The 25,124-nt window shown below is 65.3% G+C and carries 39 protein-coding genes; 24 read left to right on the top strand and 15 right to left on the bottom strand.

Annotated elements, in window-relative coordinates:
- Window positions 1-3: 3 nt before the first annotated feature.
- The 14 genes from ASF14_RS13630 to ASF14_RS22590 all read right to left on the bottom strand — a co-directional run bounded on the left by ASF14_RS13630 (window position 4) and on the right by ASF14_RS22590 (window position 5,861).
- Window positions 4-1,347, bottom strand: a complete 1,344-nt coding sequence (locus ASF14_RS13630; protein ID WP_056435897.1) for a hypothetical protein — start codon at window positions 1,345-1,347, stop codon at window positions 4-6.
- A 166-nt stretch (window positions 1,348-1,513) separates the two neighbouring features.
- The gene (locus ASF14_RS13635; RefSeq protein WP_056435904.1) at window positions 1,514-1,963 is read right to left on the bottom strand and encodes a hypothetical protein; all 450 of its coding nucleotides are present in this window, start codon (window positions 1,961-1,963) and stop codon (window positions 1,514-1,516) included.
- Window positions 1,960-2,241: a hypothetical protein gene (locus tag ASF14_RS13640; RefSeq protein WP_056435908.1), complete on the bottom strand. Its 282-nt coding sequence runs from the start codon at window positions 2,239-2,241 to the stop codon at window positions 1,960-1,962. The genes ASF14_RS13635 and ASF14_RS13640 overlap by 4 nt, the downstream gene beginning before the upstream one ends.
- Window positions 2,238-2,639: a hypothetical protein gene (locus tag ASF14_RS13645; RefSeq protein WP_056435912.1), complete on the bottom strand. Its 402-nt coding sequence runs from the start codon at window positions 2,637-2,639 to the stop codon at window positions 2,238-2,240. The genes ASF14_RS13640 and ASF14_RS13645 overlap by 4 nt, the downstream gene beginning before the upstream one ends.
- 42 nt (window positions 2,640-2,681) lie before the next feature.
- A complete protein-coding gene (locus ASF14_RS13650; RefSeq protein ID WP_056435915.1) occupies window positions 2,682-3,002 on the bottom strand; it encodes a hypothetical protein in 321 nt (106 codons plus the stop codon).
- On the bottom strand, window positions 3,002-3,259 hold the full coding sequence (locus tag ASF14_RS13655) for a DUF2312 domain-containing protein (RefSeq protein ID WP_056435918.1): 258 nt from the start codon (window positions 3,257-3,259) through the stop codon (window positions 3,002-3,004). Before ASF14_RS13655 ends, ASF14_RS13650 begins: the two co-directional genes overlap by 1 nt.
- The gene (locus ASF14_RS13660; protein WP_156361188.1) at window positions 3,252-3,545 is read right to left on the bottom strand and encodes a hypothetical protein; all 294 of its coding nucleotides are present in this window, start codon (window positions 3,543-3,545) and stop codon (window positions 3,252-3,254) included. Before ASF14_RS13660 ends, ASF14_RS13655 begins: the two co-directional genes overlap by 8 nt.
- Before the next feature lie 26 nt (window positions 3,546-3,571).
- Window positions 3,572-3,778, bottom strand: a complete 207-nt coding sequence (locus ASF14_RS13665; RefSeq protein ID WP_056435927.1) for a hypothetical protein — start codon at window positions 3,776-3,778, stop codon at window positions 3,572-3,574.
- Window positions 3,775-3,987 (bottom strand): hypothetical protein, encoded by a 213-nt coding sequence (locus ASF14_RS13670; RefSeq protein ID WP_056435932.1) that lies wholly within the window; start codon window positions 3,985-3,987, stop codon window positions 3,775-3,777. Before ASF14_RS13670 ends, ASF14_RS13665 begins: the two co-directional genes overlap by 4 nt.
- Window positions 3,984-4,346: a helix-turn-helix domain-containing protein gene (locus ASF14_RS13675; RefSeq protein WP_056435935.1), complete on the bottom strand. Its 363-nt coding sequence runs from the start codon at window positions 4,344-4,346 to the stop codon at window positions 3,984-3,986. The genes ASF14_RS13670 and ASF14_RS13675 overlap by 4 nt, the downstream gene beginning before the upstream one ends.
- On the bottom strand, window positions 4,343-4,591 hold the full coding sequence (locus ASF14_RS13680; protein ID WP_056435938.1) for a hypothetical protein: 249 nt from the start codon (window positions 4,589-4,591) through the stop codon (window positions 4,343-4,345). Before ASF14_RS13680 ends, ASF14_RS13675 begins: the two co-directional genes overlap by 4 nt.
- Before the next feature lie 112 nt (window positions 4,592-4,703).
- Window positions 4,704-5,162, bottom strand: coding sequence for a hypothetical protein (locus ASF14_RS13685; RefSeq protein ID WP_156361190.1), 459 nt, complete (start codon window positions 5,160-5,162; stop codon window positions 4,704-4,706).
- Window positions 5,163-5,412: 250 nt separating this feature from the next.
- Window positions 5,413-5,586, bottom strand: coding sequence for a hypothetical protein (locus ASF14_RS21575; protein ID WP_156361191.1), 174 nt, complete (start codon window positions 5,584-5,586; stop codon window positions 5,413-5,415).
- Window positions 5,583-5,861 (bottom strand): YdaS family helix-turn-helix protein, encoded by a 279-nt coding sequence (locus tag ASF14_RS22590; RefSeq protein ID WP_201780596.1) that lies wholly within the window; start codon window positions 5,859-5,861, stop codon window positions 5,583-5,585. The genes ASF14_RS21575 and ASF14_RS22590 overlap by 4 nt, the downstream gene beginning before the upstream one ends.
- Window positions 5,862-5,946: 85 nt before the next feature.
- On the opposite strand from ASF14_RS22590, the gene ASF14_RS13690 reads away from it, so the two are divergent.
- The 6 genes from ASF14_RS13690 (at window position 5,947) to ASF14_RS13715 (ending at window position 9,196) form a co-directional block, all read left to right on the top strand.
- Window positions 5,947-6,426, top strand: a complete 480-nt coding sequence (locus tag ASF14_RS13690) for a helix-turn-helix domain-containing protein (RefSeq protein ID WP_056435943.1) — start codon at window positions 5,947-5,949, stop codon at window positions 6,424-6,426.
- Between the two features lie 163 nt (window positions 6,427-6,589).
- A complete protein-coding gene (locus ASF14_RS13695) occupies window positions 6,590-7,306 on the top strand; it encodes a tetratricopeptide repeat protein (protein ID WP_156361192.1) in 717 nt (238 codons plus the stop codon).
- Between the two features lies 1 nt (window position 7,307).
- The gene (locus ASF14_RS13700; protein ID WP_056435947.1) at window positions 7,308-7,694 is read left to right on the top strand and encodes a thermonuclease family protein; all 387 of its coding nucleotides are present in this window, start codon (window positions 7,308-7,310) and stop codon (window positions 7,692-7,694) included.
- A gap of 9 nt (window positions 7,695-7,703) precedes the next feature.
- A complete protein-coding gene (locus ASF14_RS21580; RefSeq protein ID WP_156361193.1) occupies window positions 7,704-8,474 on the top strand; it encodes a hypothetical protein in 771 nt (256 codons plus the stop codon).
- Window positions 8,475-8,559: 85 nt separating this feature from the next.
- Window positions 8,560-8,748, top strand: coding sequence for a type II toxin-antitoxin system HicA family toxin (locus ASF14_RS13710; RefSeq protein WP_056435951.1), 189 nt, complete (start codon window positions 8,560-8,562; stop codon window positions 8,746-8,748).
- 61 nt (window positions 8,749-8,809) lie between these two features.
- Complete coding sequence (locus ASF14_RS13715) at window positions 8,810-9,196, top strand: type II toxin-antitoxin system HicB family antitoxin (RefSeq protein ID WP_056435954.1); 387 nt, start codon at window positions 8,810-8,812, stop codon at window positions 9,194-9,196.
- A gap of 61 nt (window positions 9,197-9,257) precedes the next feature.
- Here the strand turns inward: ASF14_RS13715 and ASF14_RS13720 are convergent, their stop codons facing one another.
- The gene (locus ASF14_RS13720) at window positions 9,258-9,464 is read right to left on the bottom strand and encodes a hypothetical protein (protein ID WP_056435957.1); all 207 of its coding nucleotides are present in this window, start codon (window positions 9,462-9,464) and stop codon (window positions 9,258-9,260) included.
- A 166-nt stretch (window positions 9,465-9,630) separates the two neighbouring features.
- On the opposite strand from ASF14_RS13720, the gene ASF14_RS13725 reads away from it, so the two are divergent.
- From ASF14_RS13725 to ASF14_RS13810, 18 genes are all read left to right on the top strand, one after another.
- Entirely contained in the window at window positions 9,631-9,945 is a 315-nt protein-coding gene (locus tag ASF14_RS13725; protein WP_168371533.1) for a LexA family protein, read from the top strand.
- 18 nt (window positions 9,946-9,963) lie between these two features.
- Entirely contained in the window at window positions 9,964-10,707 is a 744-nt protein-coding gene (locus ASF14_RS13730; RefSeq protein ID WP_168371534.1) for a hypothetical protein, read from the top strand.
- 470 nt (window positions 10,708-11,177) lie between these two features.
- Window positions 11,178-11,381 (top strand): hypothetical protein, encoded by a 204-nt coding sequence (locus ASF14_RS13735; RefSeq protein WP_156361195.1) that lies wholly within the window; start codon window positions 11,178-11,180, stop codon window positions 11,379-11,381.
- Window positions 11,378-12,016 carry a DUF3164 family protein gene (locus ASF14_RS13740; protein WP_056435969.1) on the top strand — a complete coding sequence of 213 codons (639 nt, stop codon included), beginning with the start codon at window positions 11,378-11,380 and terminating at the stop codon, window positions 12,014-12,016. The genes ASF14_RS13735 and ASF14_RS13740 overlap by 4 nt, the downstream gene beginning before the upstream one ends.
- Before the next feature lie 12 nt (window positions 12,017-12,028).
- On the top strand, window positions 12,029-12,346 hold the full coding sequence (locus ASF14_RS13745) for an HNH endonuclease signature motif containing protein (RefSeq protein ID WP_236697086.1): 318 nt from the start codon (window positions 12,029-12,031) through the stop codon (window positions 12,344-12,346).
- Window positions 12,347-12,457: 111 nt separating this feature from the next.
- Entirely contained in the window at window positions 12,458-12,946 is a 489-nt protein-coding gene (locus ASF14_RS13750; protein WP_056435972.1) for a P27 family phage terminase small subunit, read from the top strand.
- 1 nt (window position 12,947) lies between these two features.
- Window positions 12,948-14,726, top strand: coding sequence for a terminase large subunit (locus ASF14_RS13755; protein WP_236697073.1), 1,779 nt, complete (start codon window positions 12,948-12,950; stop codon window positions 14,724-14,726).
- A complete protein-coding gene (locus tag ASF14_RS13760) occupies window positions 14,723-16,018 on the top strand; it encodes a phage portal protein (protein ID WP_056435975.1) in 1,296 nt (431 codons plus the stop codon). The genes ASF14_RS13755 and ASF14_RS13760 overlap by 4 nt, the downstream gene beginning before the upstream one ends.
- Window positions 15,996-16,610 (top strand): HK97 family phage prohead protease, encoded by a 615-nt coding sequence (locus tag ASF14_RS13765; RefSeq protein ID WP_156361196.1) that lies wholly within the window; start codon window positions 15,996-15,998, stop codon window positions 16,608-16,610. The genes ASF14_RS13760 and ASF14_RS13765 overlap by 23 nt, the downstream gene beginning before the upstream one ends.
- A gap of 73 nt (window positions 16,611-16,683) precedes the next feature.
- Entirely contained in the window at window positions 16,684-17,970 is a 1,287-nt protein-coding gene (locus ASF14_RS13770; protein WP_056435982.1) for a phage major capsid protein, read from the top strand.
- Between the two features lie 82 nt (window positions 17,971-18,052).
- Entirely contained in the window at window positions 18,053-18,508 is a 456-nt protein-coding gene (locus ASF14_RS13775) for a hypothetical protein (protein WP_056435985.1), read from the top strand.
- A gap of 1 nt (window position 18,509) precedes the next feature.
- Window positions 18,510-19,037, top strand: a complete 528-nt coding sequence (locus tag ASF14_RS13780) for a head-tail connector protein (RefSeq protein WP_056435987.1) — start codon at window positions 18,510-18,512, stop codon at window positions 19,035-19,037.
- Window positions 19,037-19,384 (top strand): head-tail adaptor protein, encoded by a 348-nt coding sequence (locus ASF14_RS13785; RefSeq protein ID WP_056435990.1) that lies wholly within the window; start codon window positions 19,037-19,039, stop codon window positions 19,382-19,384. Before ASF14_RS13780 ends, ASF14_RS13785 begins: the two co-directional genes overlap by 1 nt.
- Window positions 19,381-19,899, top strand: coding sequence for an HK97 gp10 family phage protein (locus tag ASF14_RS13790; protein ID WP_056435993.1), 519 nt, complete (start codon window positions 19,381-19,383; stop codon window positions 19,897-19,899). The genes ASF14_RS13785 and ASF14_RS13790 overlap by 4 nt, the downstream gene beginning before the upstream one ends.
- Complete coding sequence (gene gp17, locus ASF14_RS13795) at window positions 19,892-20,281, top strand: tail completion protein gp17 (RefSeq protein ID WP_056435996.1); 390 nt, start codon at window positions 19,892-19,894, stop codon at window positions 20,279-20,281. The genes ASF14_RS13790 and gp17 overlap by 8 nt, the downstream gene beginning before the upstream one ends.
- 67 nt (window positions 20,282-20,348) lie before the next feature.
- Window positions 20,349-20,789, top strand: coding sequence for a phage tail tube protein (locus ASF14_RS13800; protein ID WP_056435999.1), 441 nt, complete (start codon window positions 20,349-20,351; stop codon window positions 20,787-20,789).
- A gap of 2 nt (window positions 20,790-20,791) precedes the next feature.
- A complete protein-coding gene (locus ASF14_RS13805; RefSeq protein WP_056436005.1) occupies window positions 20,792-21,229 on the top strand; it encodes a hypothetical protein in 438 nt (145 codons plus the stop codon).
- A 123-nt stretch (window positions 21,230-21,352) separates the two neighbouring features.
- The gene (locus ASF14_RS13810) at window positions 21,353-25,123 is read left to right on the top strand and encodes a tape measure protein (protein WP_056436008.1); all 3,771 of its coding nucleotides are present in this window, start codon (window positions 21,353-21,355) and stop codon (window positions 25,121-25,123) included.
- Window position 25,124: the final 1 nt, after the last annotated feature.

Below are 25,124 nucleotides of genomic sequence, written 5' to 3' on the forward strand. Positions count from 1 at the left end.
TTGTTATGGCGACATTTTTTCGCCTCCCTCGAATGCGTAGGGCTGATCTGTTCCTGCGCGGTTCCTGCGCAATGCGCCGGGTGCGAGGGCTTCCAGATCGGAAATGATGGCCTCCAAGGCTGTTACGACGGTCGGATATTCGCCGATCGCGTACACCTCGGTCTGACTGCCCGAGCGGTGTCCCATGAAGCCTTCAAGGTCCCAGCGCGTGGCACCGCGATTGCGGACCAGCGTCGCCAGACTGTGACGAAGGACATAGGGTCGCATCTCTTTGACCTGGGGCATGTCGAGATTGATCAGCATCGTGTTCCATGCGCGGTCCACGTCCTGAATTCCTCGGCCGAAATAGTTCACCAGCCACCCGCGCCCTTCGCGCGCGTCGGGTGACAGGCTCTGGTAAATCGCCAGCTCCTCGCGCAGCCAAGCATCCAGCAGCGGCAGGACGGGCAGCAAGGCGCGGTGTTTCTTGTTCTGGGCGCGGCCACGTGGATTGAGATCGATCTGCGCTGCCCCCGGCCACCATTGCTCCCTTTCGGGCGAGACATTGATGTCGACGACTGCCCCCGGCCGCGCGATCGTGCAGATCGACGCGACAAGGAAAGCGTGAAGCGATTCGCGCTGCACGTTCGGCTCGGCCGCGTAGGTCAGCATTTTCGCCAGATCCTCGACGCCAATCCGGGTGCGTCGCGTCCGCTGAACCTGGGCAGCGGGCAGCGGCTTGAAGATCGGGCGCTTGTCGATCCGGGGCGGATCAGCATCGGCCGCGTGATTCAGGGCCGCGATCAGCTGAGCGATCGCGGCCTCTGTCGCGGCCGGGGACCGAGGGCGGCTTTTTGTGATTTCCCCCTTCCCGTTCTTCCAGACGACCGGCTGCTTCCGAGACCAGGCGCGAAAGGCGGTCACGAACGGCTTGCTGCACGCCACCGCACAGGTGGTGGCGTGTCCGAAACGCCCCTTGGCCCCTAAGGCCTGTTCGGCATCGAGGAAGGCGACGACGTGATTCAGGCGAGACGCGATCGTGTCGCCTGACACCTGATTCACGCCCCATTCCAGATTATAGTCGGCCATGGCGTCGGTCAGCAGATAGCCGCTCGCCGAAGCCAAGGGCTGGCCACACGTCTCGCAAAATGCCGCCGCTTCGCCGCGATCGGCGAGATACCGCTGATCGAGGTTGCGACGCGCTAATTCCTCATTGGCCGTACCCGTCGACGCGCTGCATCGACGTCGCGCGGCGGGGTCGTACCAGAAGACATAGAAGTTTTCGCTTCGGAGGCTTCCGTCTTTCCGCTTGTAGTGGTTGAGCCAGTATTTGCCGCGCTGGTAGATTGGAGCTTCGCGTCCCGACATTTTGCCCGATCTTTCAGATATTCATTTTTTGCGCGGTTGGTGATTTCGAACAGGCCCAGCTGGGCGAGCATATCGAGATCGGGGGCTTCCAGACGGATACCTCGCCCCGCCTCCACGGCGCGGGCGAGCTTTTGATCTAATCGGACGACGGAATGGGCGGACGCCATTATTGCCTCACTGCCGCAGGATCGACCCCCAGGCGCTGGCGCAGGTACTGGTTGATTTCGCCGTACAGCCCGGCCGTCCAATAGGCGTTGTCCCAATCGATGGGTTGCACGATCCGAGGGTCGTATTGGTACTCGATGATAAAGGGACGCGGGGCCGCGTGACGGGTAAAGTGAAAGCCCGCCAGTAGATCCCCGAGCGTCGTGCCCTGCCCAGGTAGCGCATAGCGATCGAGCGCGAAGATCATTTCTGCGGCACCTTGGTCCCACAGCTTCAGCATGACGGGATAGGCCTCGGTAGGCCCCACCGCCAAGGCCACCACGGTCAGCGCCCCATTTTGATCGAGGACCAGGGCATTTGGGATCGGGAAGCCGTCCGGATCGATGGTCGAGGCGACATAGTCGTGAAACATTTCCGTCAGGGCCTGTTTCGGTTCGGTGTTTAACGTCATGCGCTGGCCTCCTCCATGTGGCGACGATGGGCGCGCATCAGGTCGCCAATCTCGTCGACGTTGTAGTCGTCGGGCGCGGGCTGGGACCGGAAACCCATCTGGTGGTGCTTCGGCGCGGCTTGGGCGCGGCCGGGGATGTCGAAGCGATCAAGGTCGATCCCCGCCGCCTCGGCGATGGTGGTGCCGTGTGCGATCGCCGTTTCCCGCTCGGCCGGGAACGTGGTCGACCGGGCTAGAGCAAAGCACCGATCGGCGCGGCGGAATGCGTCGCAGGTCATCGCGTCGGCCCCGGCAGAAGGGGCGCGCCGGTCTTCTGGCCCGCATAATGGGCAGCGATCGCGGGGGCGACATGCTCGTGGACGGTGCGATCGCCGGGCATCACGACATTCGCGAGGAATGCCTGCTCAGTCGTCTCGATGCCCGTGTCGATGCTTTCCAGCTTCGCTTTGATGACCAGCAGCAGCGCCCGGCCGCGCTGGCGGCGCGCCTGGTCGGCGGCGTCCTCGAAAGCACGACGGCCGCGCGTCGCCTCGATCTGCTCCGGCTGGGCGAAGGGGATGACGAAGCGGATCGTCCGATCGCCGAGCGCGAATTGCAGCGTGAAACGGTCACGCGACTGCATCTGACCGATATGGTCCGCGCCGTGCCGCGCCAGCAGCGCGACGACTTCCCCCATGGATTTCTCGAAGGGTACTTCTGTCTTGGCCGCGTAACCCATCTAGCTGGCCTTCCCGAGGACGGCGCGCGTCCGCTCGGCAGTCGCGAGGATTTCGCCGCGAGCCACCCACAACATATGGCCGATCGCCGCCTGGATGGCATTGCAGACCTCCCACTGGGAATGATCCTCATGCTTGTGCACCAGGGCAGTGACTGTCGCCCCCTTGGCGGCGTTCACCGCGACCCGCGTCAGCATGTCCGTGACTTCTTGCGGCGTCATTGTCGCATTCGCCACCGGCAGATGGCGCAGGAAGACCTGCTCCAGGTCGTCGTTCAGGGCAGCCGCGATGCGCTCGGCCGGGGTGTGATGACGCGTTGCCATCACATCATGCCCAGGGCTTTGAGGTACACCTGGAGGATGGCTTCCTCCTCCTGATATTCCTCACGCTTCTTTTTGCGGATCACCATGATCTTCTTGATTTGCTTCGGGTCGTACCCGCGCGCCTTGGCCTCGGCGAAGACATCCTTGATGTCGTCCGAAATGCCCTTCTTCTCTTCCTCCAGCCGCTCGGCCCGCTCGATCAGCAGGCGCAGCTCGTCGGCGGTGACGTTGTGGCCGTCGCCATGAGCATCAGCCACGGGTCGGCTCCCGGGTTTGCCCGGCAGCCGTGCGTGCCGCGACAATGCGTTCTTCGGATGCCAGGTGGCTAAGCATCTTGCCCGCGCTTCGCGCTGCCTCGATCTGAAGATCGGGCGCGGGCAGCTTGGATTTCCAGACCGCTACTAGCTTCTCGGTGTCGCTCCCGCGCGGCAGGGACAGGGGCAGGTCGATGAGCATCGACGCCATCTCGATGCCAACGGCCATTTGGTCACAGATCTTAGCCAGGTGGTCGAGAACGTCCGCCTTCGTGACCAGCACGGGCATCGTCTCGAGGTTGCGGGGAACCTCCCTCACAGGCCCAGCTCCGGAATGACGCCGGGCCCAGCGATCATCCAGTCGACCAGCTCGGCGAGGATCAGGCCGACGATCAGGCCCGCGATCACCAGCAGGGCGATGTCATTCGGCCGCAGGTAATTGTCGGCCGGAGTTTCCTTGGGGCGGCACTCGGTACAGCGGCACGTCATCGGATGCAGCGAGGTGGGCGCGATCGGCTTCATGCGCGTGGGTCCCGTAACTGGAGGGCGGCGAAGGCGCGCAGCGTCTCGATCGAGAGGACCTGCGCGATGATGATGAGGATGACGGCGGCCAGCGCGATGCGCAGATGGCCCATCAACAGAAAGGCTAGGGCGATCCCGGCGGCGAGCCCCGTCCCGATGGTCAGGGTACGCAGCGTGATGGTCACGCGGTAGTGCAGCTCGTCGCTCATACGGCGGCCCCGGCGGCGAGCGGGGGCAGGTTCCAGACGCAGACGGCCGCATAGGCAGCGGTGCATTCAGCCCGGTCGGTCTTGCCGCATATGACGCAGAAGCGGGTGGTCGCGTCCTCTATGCCGAGGCGATGCCGCTCCAGCTCGTAGATCAGCGCAATATCGAATGGATAGACGCGGCTCAGGACGGCCAGCGTGCTGAGGTCCATCGGCACGATATCGGCCTCAATCCGCTCCAGCCATTCGGCCCGCTCGAAATCGGTCAGGTGGGGCACGGTGTCGATCGCCCCTGCCATGTCATTCAACGACAGGCGGCGACCGCGCCGCAGGGCCTTCAGGTATGCGCCGGGCGTCATCATGCCGTTTGCCCCCCGGTTGCGAACTCGATGTCGATGGTCGGCTGCATGTGCTGCTTCAGAGCGAGCGCCATATCGGCGGCGGCGACGCTGATCTGCATGAACGCCATGTTCATTCGCTGGAGCAGGGCCATCTGCTCCGGCGAGTCCTGGACGAAGTTATGCGGCAGCTGGCGAGCGAGATGATCGCGGGCGCAGCGCGTCATCGCGAGGGCCACCAACAATTCGTCCGTGTCGAGCATGGGCATCAAGGCTCCGGGCAGAAAATCACCGCTCCGCCGATCGCATCGGATCGGCGGGGGCGGCTTCGGGTCGGGTCGTAGGGAGTACGATCGATGGGAGTACGGTCGGCGGGGGCCATCAGGGCGGCTGCTGGACGTAGAGGTGCGGCAGGGGTGCCTCGAGCGCGGCGATCGCCTCGGAGACTTCCCGGACGGCTTCGCGGCGATGGTGCTCGGTTGCCTGCGGTTGCAGGGCAATGAGGAGCGCGGCGTGGGCCTCGGCAGTTTCCTTGATCGCCACCACCGTCAGACCGGGCAGTTGGCCGTCGTCGATGTCGATGACGATCGGCGCCGACACCTCGAAAAGTCGGCGATAGGTTTCGAGCATGGGCGCGCCAGCGCCACCGGCGGCGCGCCAGGCGCAGTCGAGCGCCAGTGCCGTCTCGATCGGCGGCGTGCGCGGCGTTTCAGGATGACGCCAGTCGTCGATGGTCCGCTGCGCCCGGCTGGCGATCCGCCGCACGACGTCGCTGCCGACGCGCTTCTCGATCGTCGCCAGTGCCGCGGCGAAGGACACGGGTTCGCGTGGGAGCGTCATCGCACCGATTCCAGGGATGGTCGGCGGCGCGCGGCCCCGGATGAATTCACCCACCGCCGACCCACGACGCCCCGTCGGACGCCGAGACGAATTGCGGAACCGCTGGACGACCGCAAAAGCATTGCAGCGCGATCGGCGATATCGCCGTGCGATGCGGAACAGGTCGCCAGCAGCATCAACCCCCGAGGAAGGCGCTGCTGGCGCTCGCCACCCGACTGGCGGACGAGGCAGGAAGTGATGTGCGCGCCGGTCATCGCGTCAGCTGCCACAGCTTGGCGAGACATTCGTCCGACGCGTCTTGCCCAAGATTGCGGAGGGCTTGCTCGGCCAACCCGGCGCACTCGCTGTCCGCAAGAACCACGAGGATTTGCCGCACGAATGCTGCATCAGCGGCGATTTCAGCGGGGTCATGATCGCGGCTCATGCGCGCGTTCCCTGAGTCGGCTCGATCAGCGGCGGTGCGGCTGGCGTCGGGGTCGCGTCATCGCGCGGATACAGATCCGGCCGCAGGTCATGACGCGATACTTCGCTGGCGGCCTCAAGGCCCAGCACATGCTCTGGAGGGCACTTCCTCGCCTTGTGAAGCCAGTTGTGAACCGTGGGCTGCGAAACCCCACGGCACCGCGCGGTGGCTGATTGTCCGCCGATCCGGCGGACAGCCAGCTCAAGCGCTGCGAGCATCGTGAGATTCGAGTCCATGCGCTCAACTATAAGTATGCTTATAGGTCAGTCAACACGAGACTGATGTGGCAGCCTATAATTTCGTTTATAGGGTGCCTAGCCGATGATCGGCGAACGCATCCTCCTGCGCCTCAGTGCCCTAGGGAAGAGCCAGTCTTGGCTGGCGCGGCAGGTTGGCATTACCCAACCTGCTATCAACGGTTTGATCCGGGGGTCATCCCGTTCATCCGCACACTTGCACAAGATCGCGCGCACGCTGCTGACATCACCGGAATATCTGACCGGCGAAATCAACGATCCTGACGAGAATGCTCCGCCTCCACCGCCGGAAGCGGACTTCCAAGCGGTAACGTTGGAAGTCCTATTTCCTAGCCAGCCAGCGCTGGAGCAGATGTTCGCGGGGCTTCTTCTGGCATCGGAGGGGATGTCGACGGACGAACTCGCTCACGAGCTTTCAGTGCAGCTTCCCAAAGCGCTCGCGCTTGCGCGATCCGCTCGGCCGTCGCATCGGGTCTACCAGCCCGCGCAGCGTGAAGAAGATCCTGAAGGCTCGCGTGACGCTCGGTCAGCACCTTCGCAATAGTTGCGCATCTCAGGGGGCATTCAGGGCAAGCCAACGGGCAGGCAGGACTCGGCAACAGATACTCATTCACGAATTGGGGGGCCTCCAGATGGTGGCCGGATGGGAGGCGGCGGCGAACTAACCTATGTGGGTTAACCGCCCGAGACAGGTTCAGGGGGACAGGGTGGAACAGGGACAGGCCAATATCGGCAATCTGCTCGGCATGGCGCGGACCGCCGTCGAGGCAAGAAACGATGACGAAGCGATCAGCTATTTCAATCGCGTGCTTGAGATCGATCCGACCGTGTCCGAAGCCTGGCTCGGCAAGGGATATGCGGTCGCAAGACAATCCAGCCTAGCCAATGTGCGGATGCGGGAAATGGCGGTGTCGTTCGGACACGCAATTGCCACTACACCGAAGGAAGCGCAGCCGGACACGGCACGCTTGGCGATCGCAGAGCTGACGAACATTGGCCTGAAAATTTCGATCCAGCTGCTGGAGCACGTAGCGCAATTTGCCGGTGCGCCAGGTATGGCGGAACGGCGTTCATCGGTGTCATTGGCAATTCTGGATGCGATGGACGTCGGGATGCGCTGGATGCCGGAGTTCGAGCCGGGATTGCGGTTGATCGTCAGCGCCGGGAACGATGCGCTTGCTGGTGCTCTGAGCCCATCCCAAACGGCCGAGGTGCAGGCCAAAATCGCCGAAGCGCGCAGGACCTTGCGGGTTCTCAATCCCGAGGCGGCGGCCGCTGAGGAAGCGGCTGAGGCGGACGCCGCGAAGGTGGTGCAGATGCGGGCGGAGGCCGTGGAGCAACAGCGCAAAGTGGACGGCTGGGCGATGTCCGTCGGCCTAGGGATTGCGGCCTTAGCCCTCCTGCTCTGGCTGGTCACACGATAACATGAGGATACCGATCCTTTTTGCCGTCGCCATGTTGGTCGCGCCGCAAACTATCGAAGCGCGGGGGCGATGTAGCGCGGTCGATGGCGACACGCTGCGCTGCGGCCGCGAGCGTATCCGTTTGATCGGTATCGACGCGCCCGAGATGCCTGGCCATTGCCGCGCTGGACGGCGGTGCGTCATCGGCGATCCATTCGCCGCGCGCTACAGCCTGACCCGCGCACTGGTCGCCCCTATCGCCATCGAGCGCGTCGGCCGCGACCGATACGGGCGAACACTGGCTTTCGTATCAGCCAGTGGAAAGGATTTATCCTGCATCCAACTGCGGCGTGGACAGGCAAAGTATCGTGCCGATTGGGATAAAGGCGGCCGCATCGGTCGCTGTTGAGGGGGACTCATGAACAAGTGGCGCTTCTGCCGCCTTGACGACGGCTGGTGCTGGGTTGACTGGGCCGACCACTGGCAAACGATGATCACGGGCCTTCTAGCCCTATTAGCTGCGGCAATTGCGGCGTATATCTCGGCTAACGCGTTGAGCATTGGTCGGGATCAAGTCAAAGCGGCAAGGCAACAGCTCGAAGCACAACAGCGAGATGAAGCGGATCGTCGTCAACGTAATTTGCGAGCCGCAAGGGCGGCGCTACCGGGGGTACTATCGGCAATCTGCGATCACGCGGGAAATGTTGCAAAGCTTCTAGCCGCATCATGGCCCGTCAGCGCCGTATTATATCCCAGTGAGAGAGGGCCCGGCCAAACTCCCATTATGAACATCGACGTTCCAACGTTTCCGGCGGCGCTCGTGATGCCGCTACGAGAAATTTTGGTCAACCTCGACGATCCTTATGTACATGACCGGATCGCAAGTATCTTTCGTGAGGCTCAGGTGCTTGACGCACGTACAAGGCCATTCCAATCCGGTGAACCTGTCTCTTTGGAGTGGCTAGGCAACATAATATTGCAGGCTGCAACACTGTATGCACGCGCCGAGTCGTTGGTCGAGTTCGCGCGCGGCGAGAGTGACGAGGTCGAACAAGACCTGTGGCCTAGGGTGTTCATAGCGATGAAAGTTTTGGGTTTACGCTTCGCCTTTGTCACTGAGGTAGCGGAAGAAAGGCGTCAAATTGGTCGCGCGCCCGGTGAGGGTGACCGTTTCGCTGCCTACCAATAGCCAAATTTAATACACACTGTACACACTTTCTTCTTGCTGCCCTCTGCTCTGGTATGTATATACACACTTATGAAGGGGGAAGGAGATGACGAGTAAGGAAGTCATAAAGCGGATCGGGTCGGACGGATGGTTCGAGGTCCGGCAGAGTGGGAGCCACAAGCACTTCAGGCACCCCACCAAGCCCGGAACGGCCACCGTCCCCCACCCGAAACGTGAAATGCCAATCGGGACTTTGAAGAGCATCGAGAGGCAAACGGGGGTGAAGCTGACCTAAGGGTCAGCGGAGCCCCCGGCTCCCAACCATCTCTCCCTCCACGGCTTAGAAAGGATGTGTCATGGCCATCGCATATTATCCCGCAATCATCGAACGCGCCCCGGACGGGTATGGCGTTTTCTTCCCGGACGTGCCGGGATGCACCTCGCACGGCAGCACGCTGCAACAGGCGGCGCGTAATGCCGAGGTCGCGCTGAACGGGCATATCAAGTTGTCCGTCGAATATGGCGACGAAATCCCGGCTCCGTCCGACCTGGACGCGGTCGCCCGCGATCCCGACGTCGACGAGGCGGCGCGCATCCTGGTGCGGGCCGATCTGCCCGGCAAGCAGCGCCGGATCAACGTCACGATGGACGAGAGCCTGCTCGCCGAAATCGAAAAGGTTTCGGCCAACCGTTCGGGCTTCCTCGCTGAAGGGGCGCGGATGCTCTTGGCGGCGCGCGGCTGATCCCATGACGGTGCGCGGGTTCGCCAGCCCGGCGGCGTAACCGCGCGATCGCGGCCGCCCGCTATCGCCACTGGCGTTCCCAAGCGTCGCGATCCTCGGCCCATTCGAGGCGCGCCTGACGCAGCGCGCGTCGCCGGTCATTCTCGGCGCGCAGCTCGATCGCGCGCAGCATCTGGTGGTGGGCGGGCGTCCACTCGGTCTTCTTCTTGCGGCGCTGCGACCGCATGAGGTGGAAATATCCCGCCACCAATTCTTCTGCATCGCCCATGCAAGAACGGAAGCAGAACACGGCCGTGTAGGAAATAGGCAATCCGACGCGATCCGGCGGAAAGCCCAGGTCGGCCGTGTCTTTCCTACAGCCCTGATTCTCCCTATATTAATCGGGCGGGGGATAATAAAAATCGATGGACGGGGCGTTGCGCCTGGAACCGGCTATGGCGAGCCGGAAATTGCTCATGCTGGCCTTCATTCGCGACTATATCGGTCGGTGGGGTGGCTCACCGTCGATTTCCGAAATCGCCCAGGGCACCAAATCCGGCCGGGACACCGTCAAGAAAGCGCTGCGATATCTGGAGGCGGAGGGCCTGATCATCCGTCGCCCTGGCGCGCGTGGTATCGTCCTCCCGGACCGGCTGGCGGACGCGCTGCGAGAATTGCGTGCCGCTGGCTTTATCGTCGACGAGGACGTCGTGCGCAGCCCATTTCCTCCCCTGCCGCCCGTTCCGGAGCTGGATTACGACCCCGGATGACAGTGGGGTGAATTTCGAATGACGCAGGTTTCAAGTGTAGCCGACCAGATGGCGCGCCTCATTCGCGCGACACCATGCCCGCAATATCGCAGTTCGGATGAAACCATGGTGCTGGTCGCCGCCAGCCGCGCGCGCGAGGCCGATCGCGTACATCGCCTGGTGCTCGGCAAGCCGCGCATCATGCCTGCCGTGGATACGACGGGGCTGAACAAGCAGGAGCGCAAAGCCGCGCGCAACGCCGCCACCCGGCTGCACGACCAGCGGCTGAAAGAAGACCGACGCTATACCGGCAAGGAAGCAACGCCGGAAACGCTACGCGACGTCGCCCATCGCCCCTTCGGATCGCTCATGCGGCTGTACGGCACCGGCGATATCGATAAGGATCAACTGGCAGCGGCCGAGGCGATCGAGACGGTTCATCGCCGTGTCGTGGGTGAGGTCAGCATCGCGGTTGCCAGTATCGAGGCCCGCGTGGACCGATCGCCGCGCGGCGACGGCGCATTCTACGAAGCGCTGGGCGCAGTTCGTGCCGAGGTGGCCTATACCAATTGGCGGGCCGTGCTGCCCCATGCGGCGGCGGTGCTGGATATGATCGTCAATGGCGTGGCCTTCACGGTTGCGGCCGCTCGCTATGGCATGTCGCACCGTCGCGCCAAACGGCTGCTGATCGAGGCGCTGGACGCTTGGCCCCGCTACCAGGCGGAAGCCTGCAAAGAGATCGATCCGGCCACGCTGGCCGCTGCCCATGCGGGCATCCTCTGACGGAGGGAACGATCGCCCGGCGCAAATATTATTGAGACAACCCAAAATATCCCCTCCCCAAGCGGCCACATTTCGGGCCATTTCGACCCCGCGCGAATTGCGACCCGACCGCATGGCCCGCCTCTCACCCCCCTGGAGAGGCGGGCCTTTTCGCGTCTTGGAGATGCCGAGATGGCCCCACCCAACCGTAGCACGCCCCCCGGTTGCGCGGGCCGCGCCGCTGCCGCCTCCCCCCGAGGCGAGCAGCGGCGTCACCCGGCCGACGACCTGGAAAGCGTGCGCGATCGGCTGGAGGCCCTGATTCGCCGCGTTCGTAAGGGTGCGCGCTCCCACGCCGATTTTCATGACCAGGAAACCGAAGCGCATCGGATTGCGCGCGACCTGGTCAAACCTTTCCGTGGGCCGGAGGCCCGCCCCGTTAATCCGCCGCTGTGGGTCAGCCCAGACGGCCGTTCCGCAGGATGGTGACGATGACCCGTGGTATTGACCTGACGCAACTCAACAAGGTCGCGACGGCTGGCGAGCCGCATGACTCGGTCCCCGTCACCCGGCGTTTCCTGGCGCAGGTCTATGCCGAGCTTCATGCCAGCCGCGCCGGGCGCGCCGAGCTGGACCATGATCCCTATTCGCGTCCCGGCAACGCTTATACGCCGCCCCTGAGCGCGGCGGCATGACCGATCGCCAGCACCCCGCCGCCATCGATGTCGGTGGCCTGCCCTATCTGCGCGATGCGAAGGGCTCGCTTGTCCCGCTCGCCTCGGTGAAGGCGCAGGACCTGCTCATGGATGAGACGGTGCGGGAGATGCTGGCCGAGGCCCAGGCGCTGTCCGAGCAGATAGCGGCGTTCAAGCGGCGCGCCTTCGACCGGGTCAACGCCTTTCAAGAATTGCTGGCCCAGCAATATGGCGCGACCGTGGGCGGCACGAAGGGCAACGTCACCCTGCTGACCTTCGACGGGTGCATGAAGGTGCAGGTCCAGGTGTCGGACCTGCTGGAGTTCGGCCCCGAGCTTCAGGCCGCCAAGGCCCTGGTCGACGAATGCCTGACCGAATGGAGCGAGGGCAGCGCCCATGAGATGCGCGCGCTGGTCAACCGCGTCTTCCAGGTCGACCAGCAGGGCAAGATCAATCGCGGCGCGCTGTTCATGCTGCTGCGCGTCGAGACCACCAACGAGCGCTGGAAGCGCGCCATGGACGCGATCCGGGACTCGATGCGGGTCGTGTCGACCCGGACCTACATGCGCTTCTATGACCGGGCCCAGCCGGACGCATCGTGGCGCGCCGTCTCGATCGACATGGCTTCGGCCTGATCCTCGATGCCGATGCAGCCCCCTCGGTTCGGTCGTCAGACCGCGCCGCGCAAGGCTTGGGAGCCATCGCCCTACCGTAAGGACAAGCGCAAGCGCGGCCGAGCTGGCCAGCGCGATCGCGCCCAGGTGCTGGCCGAGGAACCGTTCTGCCGCGCCTGCCTGAAGGCAGGGAAAGAGATCGGATCAGACGAGGTCGATCACATTCGCCCGCTCAGCGAAGGCGGGACGGACACGCGGGACAACAAACAGGCGCTCTGTGCCCCGTGCCACGCGAGGAAGTCCGCCGCTGAACGGGCCTTGGCCCGCCGATCGCGCCCCGACGTCGACTGACCGGGGGGGGGAGGGTCAAAAGGTTTGGTCGCCTCCCCCCGGACACCGATGGCTAACCAAATTCTCGCGCGGGCGATTTCAAAACCAAAATGATCCCCACGGAGGTGGCCTATGGCGAGTGGTGGATCGCGGCCGAATTCCGGCCGGAAACCGAAGCCGGTGGCCCTGACGCTATCGGCCGCCCAGCAGCAGCAAATCCCTGTGCCCGGCGCGACGCCGCAGATGATCCCACCGATTCACCTGTCGAGCCTGGCGCAGCTGCTGTTCGCGGACATTGCGGCGATGTTGGAAGCGCAGGGGCGCGCCGAACCCCAATGGGCCCAGATCGTCGCCCTGCTGGCCCAGCGCCTCGAGCAGGTGCAGCGGTTCCAAGCCGTTCTGGAAAGCACTGGCGACACCTGCACCAGCACGACGATCCGTAAGGTCGACGGCAAGCAGGTCACGACGGAGATGATTCGGGCGCGGCCGGAGGTCGCGATGCTGTCCGAGGCCATGCGTCACGCCCAGTCCCTGCTGGGGGATCTGATGCTCAGCCCCTCGGCCGCCATGAAGCTTGGCGGCGGGAAGAAGGACGGGCCGGGCGAGTTCGACGACTTCTAGGGTGTCGACAGCTCAAGGGCTGCCATCGAGGGACTATCCCGCGATCGCGCGCCAGTATGCGGCCGACGTCGTTTCCGGGCGCATTCCGGCTGGCAAACAGATCCGGCTGCAATGCCAGCGCTTTCTTAGCGATCTGGTCCGCAGCGCGTCGGACGATTTCCCGTATTGCTTCGACGAGGCGAAGGCGGCGCGGCCGTGTCGGTTCATCGAACGGCTGCCCCATACCAAGGGGATCTGGGCGCGCCAAAAGAAGCGCCTGATCCTCGAGCCCTGGCAGATCTGGAATTTCTGCGTCGTCTTCGGATGGTTGCATAAGTCCGGGACGCAGGCGGGTACGCGGCGGTTCCGCCGGTGGTTGCTGGTTGTTCCCCGAAAGAACGGCAAGTCGGCGGTCGCGTCGGGCCTGGCGCTCTACATGCTCTGTGCCGATGATGAATATGGCGCTGAGGTCTATTCGGGGGCGACCAACGAGAAACAGGCGTGGGAGGTTTTCCGACCTGCCCGCCTGATGGTGTCGAAGCTCCCCGCGCTGAAGGAGAAGTTCGGGATACAGCTGCTGGCAAAGCAGCTGCTTCGTCCCGACGACGGGTCGCGGATGGAGACCATCATCGGGGACCCCGGTGACGGCCAATCGCCCAGCTGCTCGATCCACGACGAGTATCACGAACACGCCGACGACGCCCAGGTCGACACGATGATCACCGGCATGGGTGCGCGCGATCAGCCGCTTCAGCTATTGATCACCACCGCCGGGGAAAACCTAGGCGGCCCATGCTATGCCATGATCCTGGAGCAGCGCGAGCGGCTTGCAGGCATCGGGCATAACGGCGGACCGCCGATCGAGGACGATACCTTCTTCGTCGAATATTCAATCGACGAGGATGACGACTGGCGCACCGAGGCGGCGCTCCGGAAGGCCAATCCCAACATCGGGATTTCGGTCGGCCTGGAATATCTGCTGTCGCGGCAGCGTGATGCCATCTCGACACCGCGCAAACGGGCGATCTTCAAGACCAAGCACCTCAATCTGTGGGTCGCGGCGAAGGCAGCCTATTTCGATATCGAGGCGTGGCGACGCTGCGCCGATCCGGAAATTCCGGTCCTGTTCGCCGAGGCGGCGGCACTGGAGTGGCTGCGCGGCCGTCGCTGCATCTTGAGCCTCGATCTGGCGTCGAAGGTCGATATCGCCGCGATCGAGTATCTATTTCCGCCGATCGACGGCCGACCGACGAAGAAAGACCCGTTCATCCGGCTCGGGCGGTACTTCCTGCCGACCAAGGCGGTGGAGGACGTCAGCACGTACCAAGCCTGGGACGCCCAGCAGCTGCTGGACGTGAACGAGGGCGACATCACCGACTTCGACGAAATCGCGATCGCGATCGCCGAGGCGCGCGACATGTTCGACGTCGAGACCGTCGCTTACGACCCGGCGCAGGCAACCATGCTGATCAATCACCTGGTCAAGCAGGGCGCGCCGGTCCTGGAAGTCCGGCCGAACGTGCTGAACTTCTCCGATCCGATGAAACAGCTCGACGCCTTCATGAAGGGCGGGCTGATTCGTCACGCAGGCTGCCCGGTCATGGAATGGCAGGTCGCCAACGTCGTCGCCCAGATGGACGCCAAGGACAACGTCTATCCCCGCAAGCCTCGCGCAGAGGCGAAGATCGACAACCCGGTGGCGCTGATCGCCGCCCTGGCCGTCGCACTGTCCAAGGAGGAAGAACCCATGGCAGCTTCCCCCTGGGATGATCCCGACTACAACATGGTGGGCGAAGAATGAGGCTGTGGCCTTTCGGCCGCGACCGCGAAGAGCGGTCGTTCGAGCGCCCGGACACCATCGCATCGTCGGCGAGCTGGGAAGAATGGTCGCAGTTCCTGGGCATCGCCAACGGAACCGTCGAGCTGCCGACCGTCACGGTCGAGAGCGCGCTGGAAGTGCCCGCCGTGTTCGATGCCGTGAATTTCCTCGAGCGCATGATGGCGACCTTGCCGCTCCATGCGTTCCGCGATGCCGCTGGCAAGGCCGAGCGGGTCGATGGCGAGCTGCAAATGCTGCTCAACGAGGCACCGAACCCCGAATGGACCAGCGCCAACTGGCGACGGTACATGTGGCACGGTGTCTTCACCGGCGGGCGGGGAGTGTCATGGATCGAGCGCAATGGCGTCAAGCCGGTGGCGATCTGGCCCATGGACCCGACCGCGACCACCGTCGTGCGTCGCAATGGCCGGAAATATTATCGGTGCGGTAGCAACGAATATCCCGCGACCGACGTCATCGACGTGACCTTCGGCATCCGGAGCAATCAGCTCAGCGCCTATGGGCCGATCCACATGGGGCGCAAGGCGATCGGCCTGGCGATCGCCATGAACAACTTCGCGGCCGGTTTCTTCGCCGGTGGCGGCATCCCGCCCATGGCGCTGGAAGGGCCGCTGCCACAGGGTAATGACGCCTTCCGTCGTGCGACCGAGCAGATTCAGCGCGCGATCGAGCTGGCCCGTAAATCCGGACGGGCCTTTTTCGGGATGCCGCCTGGGCATGCGCTGAAGCCGGTCGGCATCGATCCCGCCAAGGGTCAGATGACCGAGGCGCGGCTTTTCCAGATTCAGGAGATCGCGCGCCTTTACGGTTTGCCGCCCGTCTTCCTCCAGGACCTGTCGAAGGGCACCTTCGCCAATACCGAGCAGCAGGATCTGCAACTCGTAAAGCACCTGGTCGTCCACTGGGCGGTCATCTTCGAGCAGGAGCTGAACCTCAAGCTGTTCGGCCAGCGCCGACGCGCTCGCGAGGTGAAGCACAACCTCGACGGCTTGCAGCGCGGCGATTTCAAATCCCGCATCGAAGGTCTCGCCCGCGCGATCCAGACCGGCCAGCTGATGCCCGACGAAGCCCGCGCGCTGGAGAACCGGCCGCCCGATCCAAGCGGCGCAGGTGCCCGCCTGTACATTCAGGGCGCGACCGTCCCCCTCGGCTCCGCGCCCATTGGCCACAACGGCGGACCAGCACTCGACGACGACGCCACGTCGGAAGACGACGCATCCAAGGACCAGAATGATGCCCGCACCGAAGATTGACGGCCGCGAGACGCGCGCGATCATCACCCCGCTCGAGCTACGCGCTGCGGCTGAAGGATCGGTCCGAACCGGGGTTGGTTATGCCGCCCTGTTTGACACCTGGACCGATATCGGCGGCATGTGGCGCGAGCGTATTGCGCCTGGTGCCTTTACCAAGTCGCTACAGGAACGCGACGTCCTGGCGCTGCACAGTCACGATAGCGGTCGCGTCGTCGGCCGCCTCGGCGCGAAGACGCTGATCCTGCGCGAAGATGCCAAGGGCCTGGCCTTCGAGAACCCGCTGCCCGACACCAATGACGGCCGGGATCTGATCGTCCAACTCGACCGCGGCGATATCGCGGGCATGTCGATCGGCTTCGTATCGGTGCGTTCGGAATGGGACGAAACCAAGGACCTGACCGAGCGCACGATCCTGGAGGCGATGCTCTTCGAGATCACCTACACCGCCTATCCCGCCTACCGCGATACCGAAGTGGCGCTGCGCAGCCTCGCGCAGATCCGCGACGAGCGCCGCGACCATAATCGCGCGGGCGCGGGTGCCCGCCTCGCCGCCCGCCGCGCCCGCCAGGCGCAGATCGAGCGCGGCATCTAGTCACCGGGCCCAGCCCGAGGCGCGCGTCGGCGCTTCAATCCGACGCCCATCCCCCTGAAGCCCGGAGACCACCATGGTTATGCTGACCCAGCTGCATGAGCAGCGCGGGACCCTCGTCACGTCGGCGCGCGCCGCCTTGGCCGAGATTACCGCCAATACCGACGCCGCCCGCACCGCCGAACTGGAGGCGCGCCACGACACCATCATGGGCGAGCTGGACACGCTCGACCGCAATATCGCGCGCGAGGAGCGTGTGGCAGCGGCCGAGCGCAGCCAGGAAGAGCGCCGCGCCCGTCTGCGCCCCACCGGCGAGGACCTGGAGGTTCGCGGTCAGGACGGCACGCAGCGCGACGACCCGGCCGACGGGGATCGCCTCCACAACGAGTATCGCACCGCCTTCTATGCCCTGATGGCCGAGGGTGGCGACGTTAGTGCGCTTTCGACCGAACACCGCACCATGCTTCGTCGCGGCTATGTCGAGAATCGTACCCAGACCGTCGGAACCCCGGCAGCGGGCGGCTTCACCGTTCCGCGCACCCTCGCCAATCGCATTGTCGAGGTCATGCGCGATTGGGGCCCGATGTATGATCCGGGCATCACCGACGAAATGACGACCAGCTCGGGCAATCCGTATGACATCCCGACCAACGACGACACCGGCAATACCTCCGCGCCGCTGAACGAAGGAGCGGATATCGTCGACGATGGCTCGGGTGATCTGGCCTTCGGCCAGGCCACGCTCAGCGCCTATGTCTTCGCCACCCCCTGGTTGAAAATCAGTTTCGAACTGCTTCAGGACAGCCAGTTCAATGTCGAGCAGTTCATCGCGAAGAAGCTCGGTCAGCGCCTTGGCCGGGGTGCAAACGGCAAGCTGACCGTGGGCACCGGCCAAGGCGGCCCGAAGGGCATTGTCGTGGCCTCGGCGCTCGGCAAGCAGGCAGCGTCCGCTGCCGCGCTGGCGGCCGAAGAGCTGATCGACCTTCAGCACTCGGTCAACCAGGCATATCGCCGCTCTCCGTTCTGTCGGTGGATGTTCGCCGACACCACCTTGGCTGCGGCGCGCAAGCTGAAGGACGGCCAGGGCAACTTCCTGTGGCAGATGGGCGACGTTCGCGCGAATGCGCCCGACGTGCTGCTGGGCAAGCCCTATGCGGTGAACGACGACGTTCCGCAGATCGGCACGGGCAATCGCTCGGTCATCTTCGGCGATCTGAGCGCCTACACCGTGCGCAAGGTCGGTTCGCCGCTGATTGGCACCGTCCGCGAACGCTTCTGGCCGAAGGTCGGTATGGCCGGACTGATCCGGTACGACGGCAATCTGGTCGACGCCAACGCCGTGAAGCACCTGAAGCACGCGTAATCGACCAGGGAGGCGGGTCCTAAGCGGCCCGCCTCTTCTGCCAGCCGCAGGTGAGCCTGCCGCTCGCAAAGGAGCCCCCACCATGGCAAAATCCCCTACCGCGAAGCCTGCACGGGTTGCGAAGGTCGAAACCGCGACCGCCGCTGCGTCGGCGGTTGATACCCCGCCCGCCACCGACACCGCGTCGACGGCCGACGCCCCGCCTGCGACCGACACCGCGTCGACGGCCGACACCCCGCCCGCGATCGACACCGCGTCGACGGCCGACACCCCGCCCGCGACCGACACCGCGTCGACGGCCGACGCCCCGCCCGCGACCGACACCGCGCCGACGGCCGACACTCCGCCCGCGACCGACACCGCGTCGACGGCCGACGCCCCGCCCCCGACCGACCAGCTGGTCGCGATCCGAATGTTGGTAGGCCAGGAAGGCCCCAGCGTGACGCGGGTTCGTGGTCAGGAGCTGACGATCGGCACCGACATCGGTGCCGAGGAGGCGCAGCGCCTGATCGATGCCGACTTCGCGGTCTCGGCCTGACATGATCGGCGCGACCGTCACCATCGTCGCACCGGCGAAAGAGCCGATCGACCTGGAGGCGGTGAAGCGCTTCCTTCGTATCGATGGCAGCGCGCAGGACGATGACGTCTCGCTGCTCATCCAGGCGGCGCGGTCGGATCTGGAGCGGATTACCGGCCAGCGGCTTCTCGACCAGGTCGTGCGCGTTCAGGCTGACAGCTTCGACGATCTGGACCATTTGCCGGTCGGTCCGGTCAAAAGCATCAAGGCCGTCACCTATGGCGCGCCTGGCGCGCCCACCGCGATCGATCCCGCCAACTTGTATCTGACCGGCCTTGGCCTGGAACGCGGAATCGCGGCGGTGCCAGGCTATCGCCTGCCGCGTACCGTGGCGGGCCCGATCCTGGTCGACCTGAATGTTGGATATGGGTCCGACCCGTCTGCCGTCCCGGCCAATCTGCGCCTCGTGCTGTTCGTGCTGATCCGCAGCCGGTTCGACGATCGGCCGGTCGACGTCGAGCCGCTGCTGGTCAACGATCGGATCTACTGATGAGCGCGCTCGATAGTCGCCGGTTGAAGCATTTGGTGAAGCTTCAGCGTCCGGACACCATTGATAACGGCACTGGCGGGCGAAAGAAGAACCCGGCGACAGACGGTTGGACCGACGTCGCCATGCCCTGGGCCGAGATCATCGCCCTGCGCGGGCAGGAAGCGGTGCGCGAGAGCATCGAGCGGGCGGTGCAGTTGTGGCGCGTCACGATCCGACACCGCAACGACGTGACGCCGCAGCTGCGCCTGGTCTGGGGTGCGATCGTGATGAACATCACGGCCGCAGCGCCCAACGAGGCGGGCGACGGCCTGGTTCTGACCTGCGAGAGTGGAGGGAACGGCCGATGAGCACCGTAAAGGGCGCGCGGGCCCTGCGTCGCCGCCTCAAGCAGCTGCCCGATGCCGTCTCGGCCGAGATTGTTTCGGTCCTCGAGGATGGCGGTCAGAAAATCCGCGCCGCGATGCAGGCGCGTGCCCGGAACCGGACTGGACGCCTGATCGCCGGTGTGAAGTACAAGGTGCTGCCGAAGTCGCTGCGCCTTCAGGTCGGCCTGCTGGGCACGCCGCGCGGCCGGGCCAAGCTCTTTTACGGCTTCATCCTGGACAAGGGGCGCAGGGCGCAGACCGTCACCGTCCGCCGCTACAAGCGCGGGGCTCGGGCGAAAGAGACGGCGCACCTGAAGCATGGCGGCAACAACAACAAATCGGCCCACCTGGTGTCGGTCTATCAGATGCGCGTGCGGGGCCGGGCAGGCGACCATTTCGTGTCCGGCCGCTACCGCGAGCTGCGCGACATGATCAACCAGCGCGCGAACAAGGTGTTCGACCGCGCGCTGAAGCGGATCGGTGGTGGCAATGACTAGCGCCACAGCGGCCGTCGAGGCGACCAGCTATGACGTGCTGCATCTCGGCATCACCGGCGCTCCGGTCTTCCAGGATGTGCCCGACGATCAGCCGCTGCCGGTGGTCATCATCGGCGAGATGCTGAGCGCCCCGTACGGCCGCGCCAACGATCCCGATCGCCGCATCACCCTGACCATCATCGTGCTGACCGAGGGCGATGAACGCCGCCCCTGTTCCGACATCCAGGACCAGATCGAGGCCTTGCTCGCAGGGAAGTCCTTCAAGCGGCTGGGCTGGAACTTCCACTATTCCATCGCCAGCAGCGCGGCCGAGCTGGCCGGGGACGGCTCCGGCTACATCGGCACCACGATCCTGACGATCCTGGCCTTCAGCGACAGCTGAGAACCCCACCCTTTCATAAACCCTCGCCCCGCCTCGCCAGCGGGGCTTTTCGTATGGGAGAAGCACGATGGCGAAGAAGCTTGGCAACGATTACCTGCTCTGGGTCGAGAGCGCGACCGCAGGCACCTATAACCTGGTGAAGGGGCAGCAGACCCTGTCGGTCAGCCGCGATGCGGGCTCGATCGACACGACCAGCAAGGACGATTCCGGCTACGGCACGTCGGCCCCCGGCCTGAAATCGCTGAAGCTGTCGCTCGACGCGATCCCCAACTTGCCGGACGCCGATGGCTACACTCGCCTGGAGACGCTGTGCAATGCCGCGCCCGCCACGCCGTTCAATGTCCAGATCCGCAAGGGTGGCCAGACCGGCGCATCGCCCGCCGATGTCGTCTTTGCCGGGTCGGTCTATGGCAACATCGCGTCGACCGAATTCGGCCAGAATGACGCGGTGAAGGCCAAAATCGAATTCTCGGCCGCAGCCGCGCCGACCACCGACAAGCTCGCCTGATCATGGGCGACGCGAACGCGGTTCGCGGCGAGGTTGACCTGGTACTCGACGGGCAGAGCTTTGTGCTTCGCCCGTCGTATACCGCCATCGTCGCGATGGAAAAGAAGACCGGCCTCGCGCTGTTGCAGCTGACCCAGCTGGCCGAGCAAGGCGTGCTGACGCAAGAGGCGCAGGCGATCGTCGTCACCGAGCTAGTTCGCGGCTGGGGCCGCGAGCAGGTCCTGGATGAATATTCCTCGGCTTCGGAACGGTCGCGGGTCACTGCGCACAAAGGGGTCAACGTCGACACGATCGCGGAGCTGCTGTTCCCGGTCGGTGTGATGGCCGTGCAGCCGCGCATCGCGATCGTCCTCGGCCTGGCGGCCACCGGCGGATGCCTCCCCTCGGGGGAAGCGAAGGCGACGGGGATGATGACCCCCGAGATCCCCGTCGCCGACTAGCGGGCATCGCGTCGGCCGCCCTGGGGTGGCCCGCCGCGCAGTTCTGGAAATCGACACCGCATGAGTTCTGGGCCGCTTTCGAGGTCTGGAAATCCATGAACGTGTCCAGCGAGGAGTGAGGCGATGGCGGATGCGACCGACGTCAAGACGCTCCTCCTCCAGGTGGATGCCTCGGTGGAGCTGCTGCGGCGAAACCTCAGCGCCGGGCAGGCGCAGGTGGACCGCTTCACCTCCGAGACGCAGCGCCGCCTGGACGCCACCGATCGCCGGTTCGGCGAGTTCGGCCGTCCCCTGGCGGGCATGCAGACGTCGATCAATGCCGCCCGCCGCCAGATCGCGACGATCGGCACGGCCGTCGAGCAGACCGAGGGGCGCATCCGCGCCTCGACCAGCGGCATCAAGGCCGCGCTCCTCGGGTCGGCGTCGGGCCTGGCCGCAGCCTTCTCGGCCGATCGCGTGAAGGATTATGCGGACAGCTACACCCGCTACACCAATCAGCTGAAGGTCGCCGGGTTGGAGGGCATCCAGCTCGCCAAGACGCAGAACGACCTTTACGCCGTCGCCCAGCGCAATGGCGTCGAGCTTGAATCGGTCGGCACCCTTTACGGCAAGGCGGCGACGGCCGCGAAGGAGCTGGGGGCATCGAACGCGGACCTGCTCCGCTTCACCAGCGGCGTGTCAGCCGCGCTGCGCGTCCAGGGCGGATCGACCCAGGAGGCGAGCGGCGCGCTCCAGCAGCTGGGGCAGCTGCTCGGCAGCTCGCGCGTGCAGGCCGAAGAATTCAATTCGATCGTCGATGGCGCGCGCCCGATCCTCCAGGCCGTCGCGAAGAACCTCGACGGGGCGGGCGGCTCGGTGTCCAAGCTCAAGCAGCTGGTCAACGACGGCAAGGTGTCGAACACCGACTTTTTCCGCGCCTTCCTGAAGGGCTCGGCGGATCTGGAGGCGCAGGCCGCAAAAGCGAACCTGACGATCGGCGCGTCGCTGACGATCCTGAACAATGCCCTGGGCAAGTATATCGGCGAGACGGATGCCGGGCTGAGCGCGACAGCGCGCCTGTCGAACGCGATCGTCGCCATGTCGGAGAATTTGGACACGCTGGTCCCCGCCCTGGCCATAGTCGGCGCGGGATTTGCGACCCGCTTTGCAGCGGGGCCTGTGGCGGCGGTGGCGGCCGAGGTGCTGCTGCTGACCAAGGCGCTGGATGGCGAGCGCATCGTACTCTTAAGCGGCAAGGCTGCGGCGGCGCAGAAGGCGGAATTTGCCGCAGCGTCGGCGCGGACCGAGGTCGCCGCGATCGAGGCGACGATCGCGGCCCGCCGTCAGGATCAGGTCGCGATCGGCGAGACGATGGCGCTGATCGAGGCACAGCGCGCGGAATCGCTGAAGGCGGCCGAGCAGCAGGCCTTCAACTCGAAATTGAATTTCGGGCTCGGCCGGGCGGTGACGTCGGCCGATGCGGGGCGCGTGAATGCCGACCTGAAGGCGCAGCTTGTCACCAAGCGCGCGCTGGCCACCGTCGACGCCGAATTGATCGAGCTGGAGAACGCGCTGGCCGCTGCCCAGGGCCGCGCCGCAGCCGCCTCGACCGCATCCACGGCGGCAGCGGCGGAATTGACGATCGCCAGCCGCGCATCGGCGGCCGCGTCGAAGCTTTTCGCCGGTGGGCTGACGCTGATCGGCGGCTCCGTTGCGGGCGGCGCGGCGGTGCTGACGATCGGCGCGCTAGTCGCGGCCATCCTCTACGCGAACCATCAGATGGCGGAGGCGGAGGAGCGCAGCAAGGCGACCGCCTTGGCATTCCAGGGCAACGCCGAGGCCAATCGGATCTTGAACGAGCGCATGGCGCAGATGGCACAAACCGCCGGTGCCGCTGCGAGCGCCATCAGCCAGGCTGGCGGTGCGGCGGCATCATCGACCGGCCAGATGCGCAATTTCGCTGGGGCGGTCGGCGAAGCCGCGCAGAAGCTATATGATCTGGCCAAGGCGCGCCGCCATGAGCAGGTGCTCGGCCTGACGTCCCTTTCCGTCGCGGCGGAAGCCGAGGCGAATGCCGCCCAGTCGCGCATCAATGCACGCGCCCAGACCGTCGCGAACCGGAGCGTGCGCGGGCAGCTCGGCCAGTATACGGCAGCGGAGAGCCGTGATGACGAGAAGGATCGCTTCACGCTTCGCGATGCTCGCCAGCGTCAGAATGACGCGTACCGCAGCGCGCAAGCTGCCGCCAACATCCCACTCGTCGCGCGCATTAAGGAAAGCGACCGCGTCGGCGGCCGTGACGTCGACGGCGATCTGGCCCGCGTCACGCGTGACCTGACGGTTGCCAGGGAGCGCGGCATCCGGTCGCAGATCGACACGCTGGAAGCCCAGAAATTCGAGCTGACCCAGTACAAGAAATATCGGAAGGACGGCCTGTCGGCCCAAGCTGCGTCCGAGGCGGCCAGCGCTGACGCCGCGTCCTTCCGCAGCGCCTCGGCCGGGGCGCAGGGCGATCGCAATGCCCGCATCAGCCGGACCGCGCGCAACAAGGCCGATCGCGAGGCCGACGCGGCAGCAAAGCGTGAAATCGCTCAGGTGCGCGACACGGCGTCCGACACCCGTGCTTTTGCGTCGGCCGAGCGCCAGGCGAACAACGATATCGCGGCCGCCCGCGCCGACCTGACCAATTCCGCCGTCGAGCGTGCCGCGATCGAGAAGTCCCGGATCGAGGCCGAGCGGCAAAGCCGGAACGAGGAGCTGGCCCAGCAGGCGAAGCAGGGCAGCCTGGGCGACGGCGAAACCGGCCAGCAGCGCCTGAAGACCCTTCAGGCCAAGAACGACGAGCGCGCGGCCCTGGAAGCGCAAGTCGTCGACGCGCGCGAGCGTCAGCGGATCGCCGACGAGGCGCTGGCGCTGGCCAGCGCCGATCGGTCCAATCATACGGACCTGCTGAAGGCGCAGGGCAATCTGGTCACGTCCGCATCGGATCGTCGCGATCTGGAGCGCCGCATCCTCGACATCCAGTATGAGGAAGAGCGGGCAAAGCTGGAAGGCGTCCTCGCCTCGCGCGACTCCACCGAGGCGGAAAAGAAAATCGCCCAGCGCCGCAAGGAAATGCTGGGCGACCTTCAGGCGGCCGACGAAAAGAACGTCGATCGCCAGAATGCCGGGCCGCTCGACCAGTATCGCCAGCGCCTTCAGGCCGCGACCGGCGACATGAAAGAGGCGCTGCAAAGCGTCGAGGTCAATGGCCTGGAGTCGCTGGAGAGCGGCCTGGCAAGCATCATCAGCGGGACCGAGGACGTCGGCTCGGCCTTCAAGAAAATGGCCGAGAGCATCATTTCCGACCTGGTCCGGATCGGTATTCAGAAGGCGATCCTTGCCGCGATCGGCGGCTCCACGGGCTTTGGCTTCGCGGATGGCGGCTCGCTGTCGTCGATACCAGGGCGCGCCAATGGCGGCTCCCTGGGCGGCATGATCAGCGGGCCAGGCACCGGCCGGTCGGATAGCATCCTCGCCCTGCTGAGCGGTCCTGGCGGCGGTGCGGTGCGGCTGTCGAACCGTGAGTTCATCATGAACGAGCGCGCGGTGGACTATTACGGGGCCGATACCATGGCCGCGATCAATGGTCGTCGCCTGCCGCGCTTCGCCACCGGCGGTTCGCTGTCCGGGGCATCGACCCCGTCCAGCATCATTCCCACCCGCGCGCCTGCCCTGTCCGCGCTGAGCAGCCCGGCGCTGGGCGGGGCGTCGGGCAATGTCACCGTCTCGATTGCGCTGAGCGAGGACCTGGACGCCCGGATCGACAACCGGGCGGCGGGTGTCGCCGTCCAGGTCGTGAAATCCGCCGCGCCCCAGCTCGTCGAGGCGTCAGCGTCCGCCACGGTCGCGATCCTCAAGCGCCCCAGCCTCTAGG

The organism is Sphingomonas sp. Leaf257, assembly GCF_001422185.1.
In the GTDB taxonomy this organism is placed as follows: Bacteria; Pseudomonadota; Alphaproteobacteria; order Sphingomonadales; family Sphingomonadaceae; genus Sphingomonas; species Sphingomonas yabuuchiae.

What these genes read in the sequence shown, in the direction of transcription:
- ASF14_RS13630 (WP_056435897.1), bottom strand. Translation starts at nt 1,347, where the DNA reads ATGTCGGGACGCGAAGCTCCAATCTACCAGCGCGGCAAATACTGGCTC.
- ASF14_RS13635 (WP_056435904.1), bottom strand. Translation starts at nt 1,963, where the DNA reads ATGACGTTAAACACCGAACCGAAACAGGCCCTGACGGAAATGTTTCAC.
- ASF14_RS13640 (WP_056435908.1), bottom strand. Translation starts at nt 2,241, where the DNA reads ATGACCTGCGACGCATTCCGCCGCGCCGATCGGTGCTTTGCTCTAGCC.
- ASF14_RS13645 (WP_056435912.1), bottom strand. Translation starts at nt 2,639, where the DNA reads ATGGGGGAAGTCGTCGCGCTGCTGGCGCGGCACGGCGCGGACCATATC.
- ASF14_RS13650 (WP_056435915.1), bottom strand. Translation starts at nt 3,002, where the DNA reads ATGGCAACGCGTCATCACACCCCGGCCGAGCGCATCGCGGCTGCCCTG.
- ASF14_RS13660 (WP_156361188.1), bottom strand. Translation starts at nt 3,545, where the DNA reads ATGCCCGTGCTGGTCACGAAGGCGGACGTTCTCGACCACCTGGCTAAG.
- ASF14_RS13665 (WP_056435927.1), bottom strand. Translation starts at nt 3,778, where the DNA reads ATGAAGCCGATCGCGCCCACCTCGCTGCATCCGATGACGTGCCGCTGT.
- ASF14_RS13670 (WP_056435932.1), bottom strand. Translation starts at nt 3,987, where the DNA reads ATGAGCGACGAGCTGCACTACCGCGTGACCATCACGCTGCGTACCCTG.
- ASF14_RS13675 (WP_056435935.1), bottom strand. Translation starts at nt 4,346, where the DNA reads ATGATGACGCCCGGCGCATACCTGAAGGCCCTGCGGCGCGGTCGCCGC.
- ASF14_RS13680 (WP_056435938.1), bottom strand. Translation starts at nt 4,591, where the DNA reads ATGCCCATGCTCGACACGGACGAATTGTTGGTGGCCCTCGCGATGACG.
- ASF14_RS13685 (WP_156361190.1), bottom strand. Translation starts at nt 5,162, where the DNA reads ATGACGCTCCCACGCGAACCCGTGTCCTTCGCCGCGGCACTGGCGACG.
- ASF14_RS21575 (WP_156361191.1), bottom strand. Translation starts at nt 5,586, where the DNA reads ATGAGCCGCGATCATGACCCCGCTGAAATCGCCGCTGATGCAGCATTC.
- ASF14_RS22590 (WP_201780596.1), bottom strand. Translation starts at nt 5,861, where the DNA reads ATGGACTCGAATCTCACGATGCTCGCAGCGCTTGAGCTGGCTGTCCGC.
- ASF14_RS13690 (WP_056435943.1), top strand. Translation starts at nt 5,947, where the DNA reads ATGATCGGCGAACGCATCCTCCTGCGCCTCAGTGCCCTAGGGAAGAGC.
- ASF14_RS13700 (WP_056435947.1), top strand. Translation starts at nt 7,308, where the DNA reads ATGAGGATACCGATCCTTTTTGCCGTCGCCATGTTGGTCGCGCCGCAA.
- ASF14_RS21580 (WP_156361193.1), top strand. Translation starts at nt 7,704, where the DNA reads ATGAACAAGTGGCGCTTCTGCCGCCTTGACGACGGCTGGTGCTGGGTT.
- ASF14_RS13710 (WP_056435951.1), top strand. Translation starts at nt 8,560, where the DNA reads ATGACGAGTAAGGAAGTCATAAAGCGGATCGGGTCGGACGGATGGTTC.
- ASF14_RS13715 (WP_056435954.1), top strand. Translation starts at nt 8,810, where the DNA reads ATGGCCATCGCATATTATCCCGCAATCATCGAACGCGCCCCGGACGGG.
- ASF14_RS13720 (WP_056435957.1), bottom strand. Translation starts at nt 9,464, where the DNA reads ATGGGCGATGCAGAAGAATTGGTGGCGGGATATTTCCACCTCATGCGG.
- ASF14_RS13725 (WP_168371533.1), top strand. Translation starts at nt 9,631, where the DNA reads ATGGCGAGCCGGAAATTGCTCATGCTGGCCTTCATTCGCGACTATATC.
- ASF14_RS13730 (WP_168371534.1), top strand. Translation starts at nt 9,964, where the DNA reads ATGACGCAGGTTTCAAGTGTAGCCGACCAGATGGCGCGCCTCATTCGC.
- ASF14_RS13735 (WP_156361195.1), top strand. Translation starts at nt 11,178, where the DNA reads ATGACCCGTGGTATTGACCTGACGCAACTCAACAAGGTCGCGACGGCT.
- ASF14_RS13740 (WP_056435969.1), top strand. Translation starts at nt 11,378, where the DNA reads ATGACCGATCGCCAGCACCCCGCCGCCATCGATGTCGGTGGCCTGCCC.
- ASF14_RS13745 (WP_236697086.1), top strand. Translation starts at nt 12,029, where the DNA reads ATGCAGCCCCCTCGGTTCGGTCGTCAGACCGCGCCGCGCAAGGCTTGG.
- ASF14_RS13750 (WP_056435972.1), top strand. Translation starts at nt 12,458, where the DNA reads ATGGCGAGTGGTGGATCGCGGCCGAATTCCGGCCGGAAACCGAAGCCG.
- ASF14_RS13760 (WP_056435975.1), top strand. Translation starts at nt 14,723, where the DNA reads ATGAGGCTGTGGCCTTTCGGCCGCGACCGCGAAGAGCGGTCGTTCGAG.
- ASF14_RS13765 (WP_156361196.1), top strand. Translation starts at nt 15,996, where the DNA reads ATGATGCCCGCACCGAAGATTGACGGCCGCGAGACGCGCGCGATCATC.
- ASF14_RS13770 (WP_056435982.1), top strand. Translation starts at nt 16,684, where the DNA reads ATGGTTATGCTGACCCAGCTGCATGAGCAGCGCGGGACCCTCGTCACG.
- ASF14_RS13775 (WP_056435985.1), top strand. Translation starts at nt 18,053, where the DNA reads ATGGCAAAATCCCCTACCGCGAAGCCTGCACGGGTTGCGAAGGTCGAA.
- ASF14_RS13780 (WP_056435987.1), top strand. Translation starts at nt 18,510, where the DNA reads ATGATCGGCGCGACCGTCACCATCGTCGCACCGGCGAAAGAGCCGATC.
- ASF14_RS13785 (WP_056435990.1), top strand. Translation starts at nt 19,037, where the DNA reads ATGAGCGCGCTCGATAGTCGCCGGTTGAAGCATTTGGTGAAGCTTCAG.
- ASF14_RS13790 (WP_056435993.1), top strand. Translation starts at nt 19,381, where the DNA reads ATGAGCACCGTAAAGGGCGCGCGGGCCCTGCGTCGCCGCCTCAAGCAG.
- gp17 (WP_056435996.1), top strand. Translation starts at nt 19,892, where the DNA reads ATGACTAGCGCCACAGCGGCCGTCGAGGCGACCAGCTATGACGTGCTG.
- ASF14_RS13800 (WP_056435999.1), top strand. Translation starts at nt 20,349, where the DNA reads ATGGCGAAGAAGCTTGGCAACGATTACCTGCTCTGGGTCGAGAGCGCG.
- ASF14_RS13805 (WP_056436005.1), top strand. Translation starts at nt 20,792, where the DNA reads ATGGGCGACGCGAACGCGGTTCGCGGCGAGGTTGACCTGGTACTCGAC.
- ASF14_RS13810 (WP_056436008.1), top strand. Translation starts at nt 21,353, where the DNA reads ATGGCGGATGCGACCGACGTCAAGACGCTCCTCCTCCAGGTGGATGCC.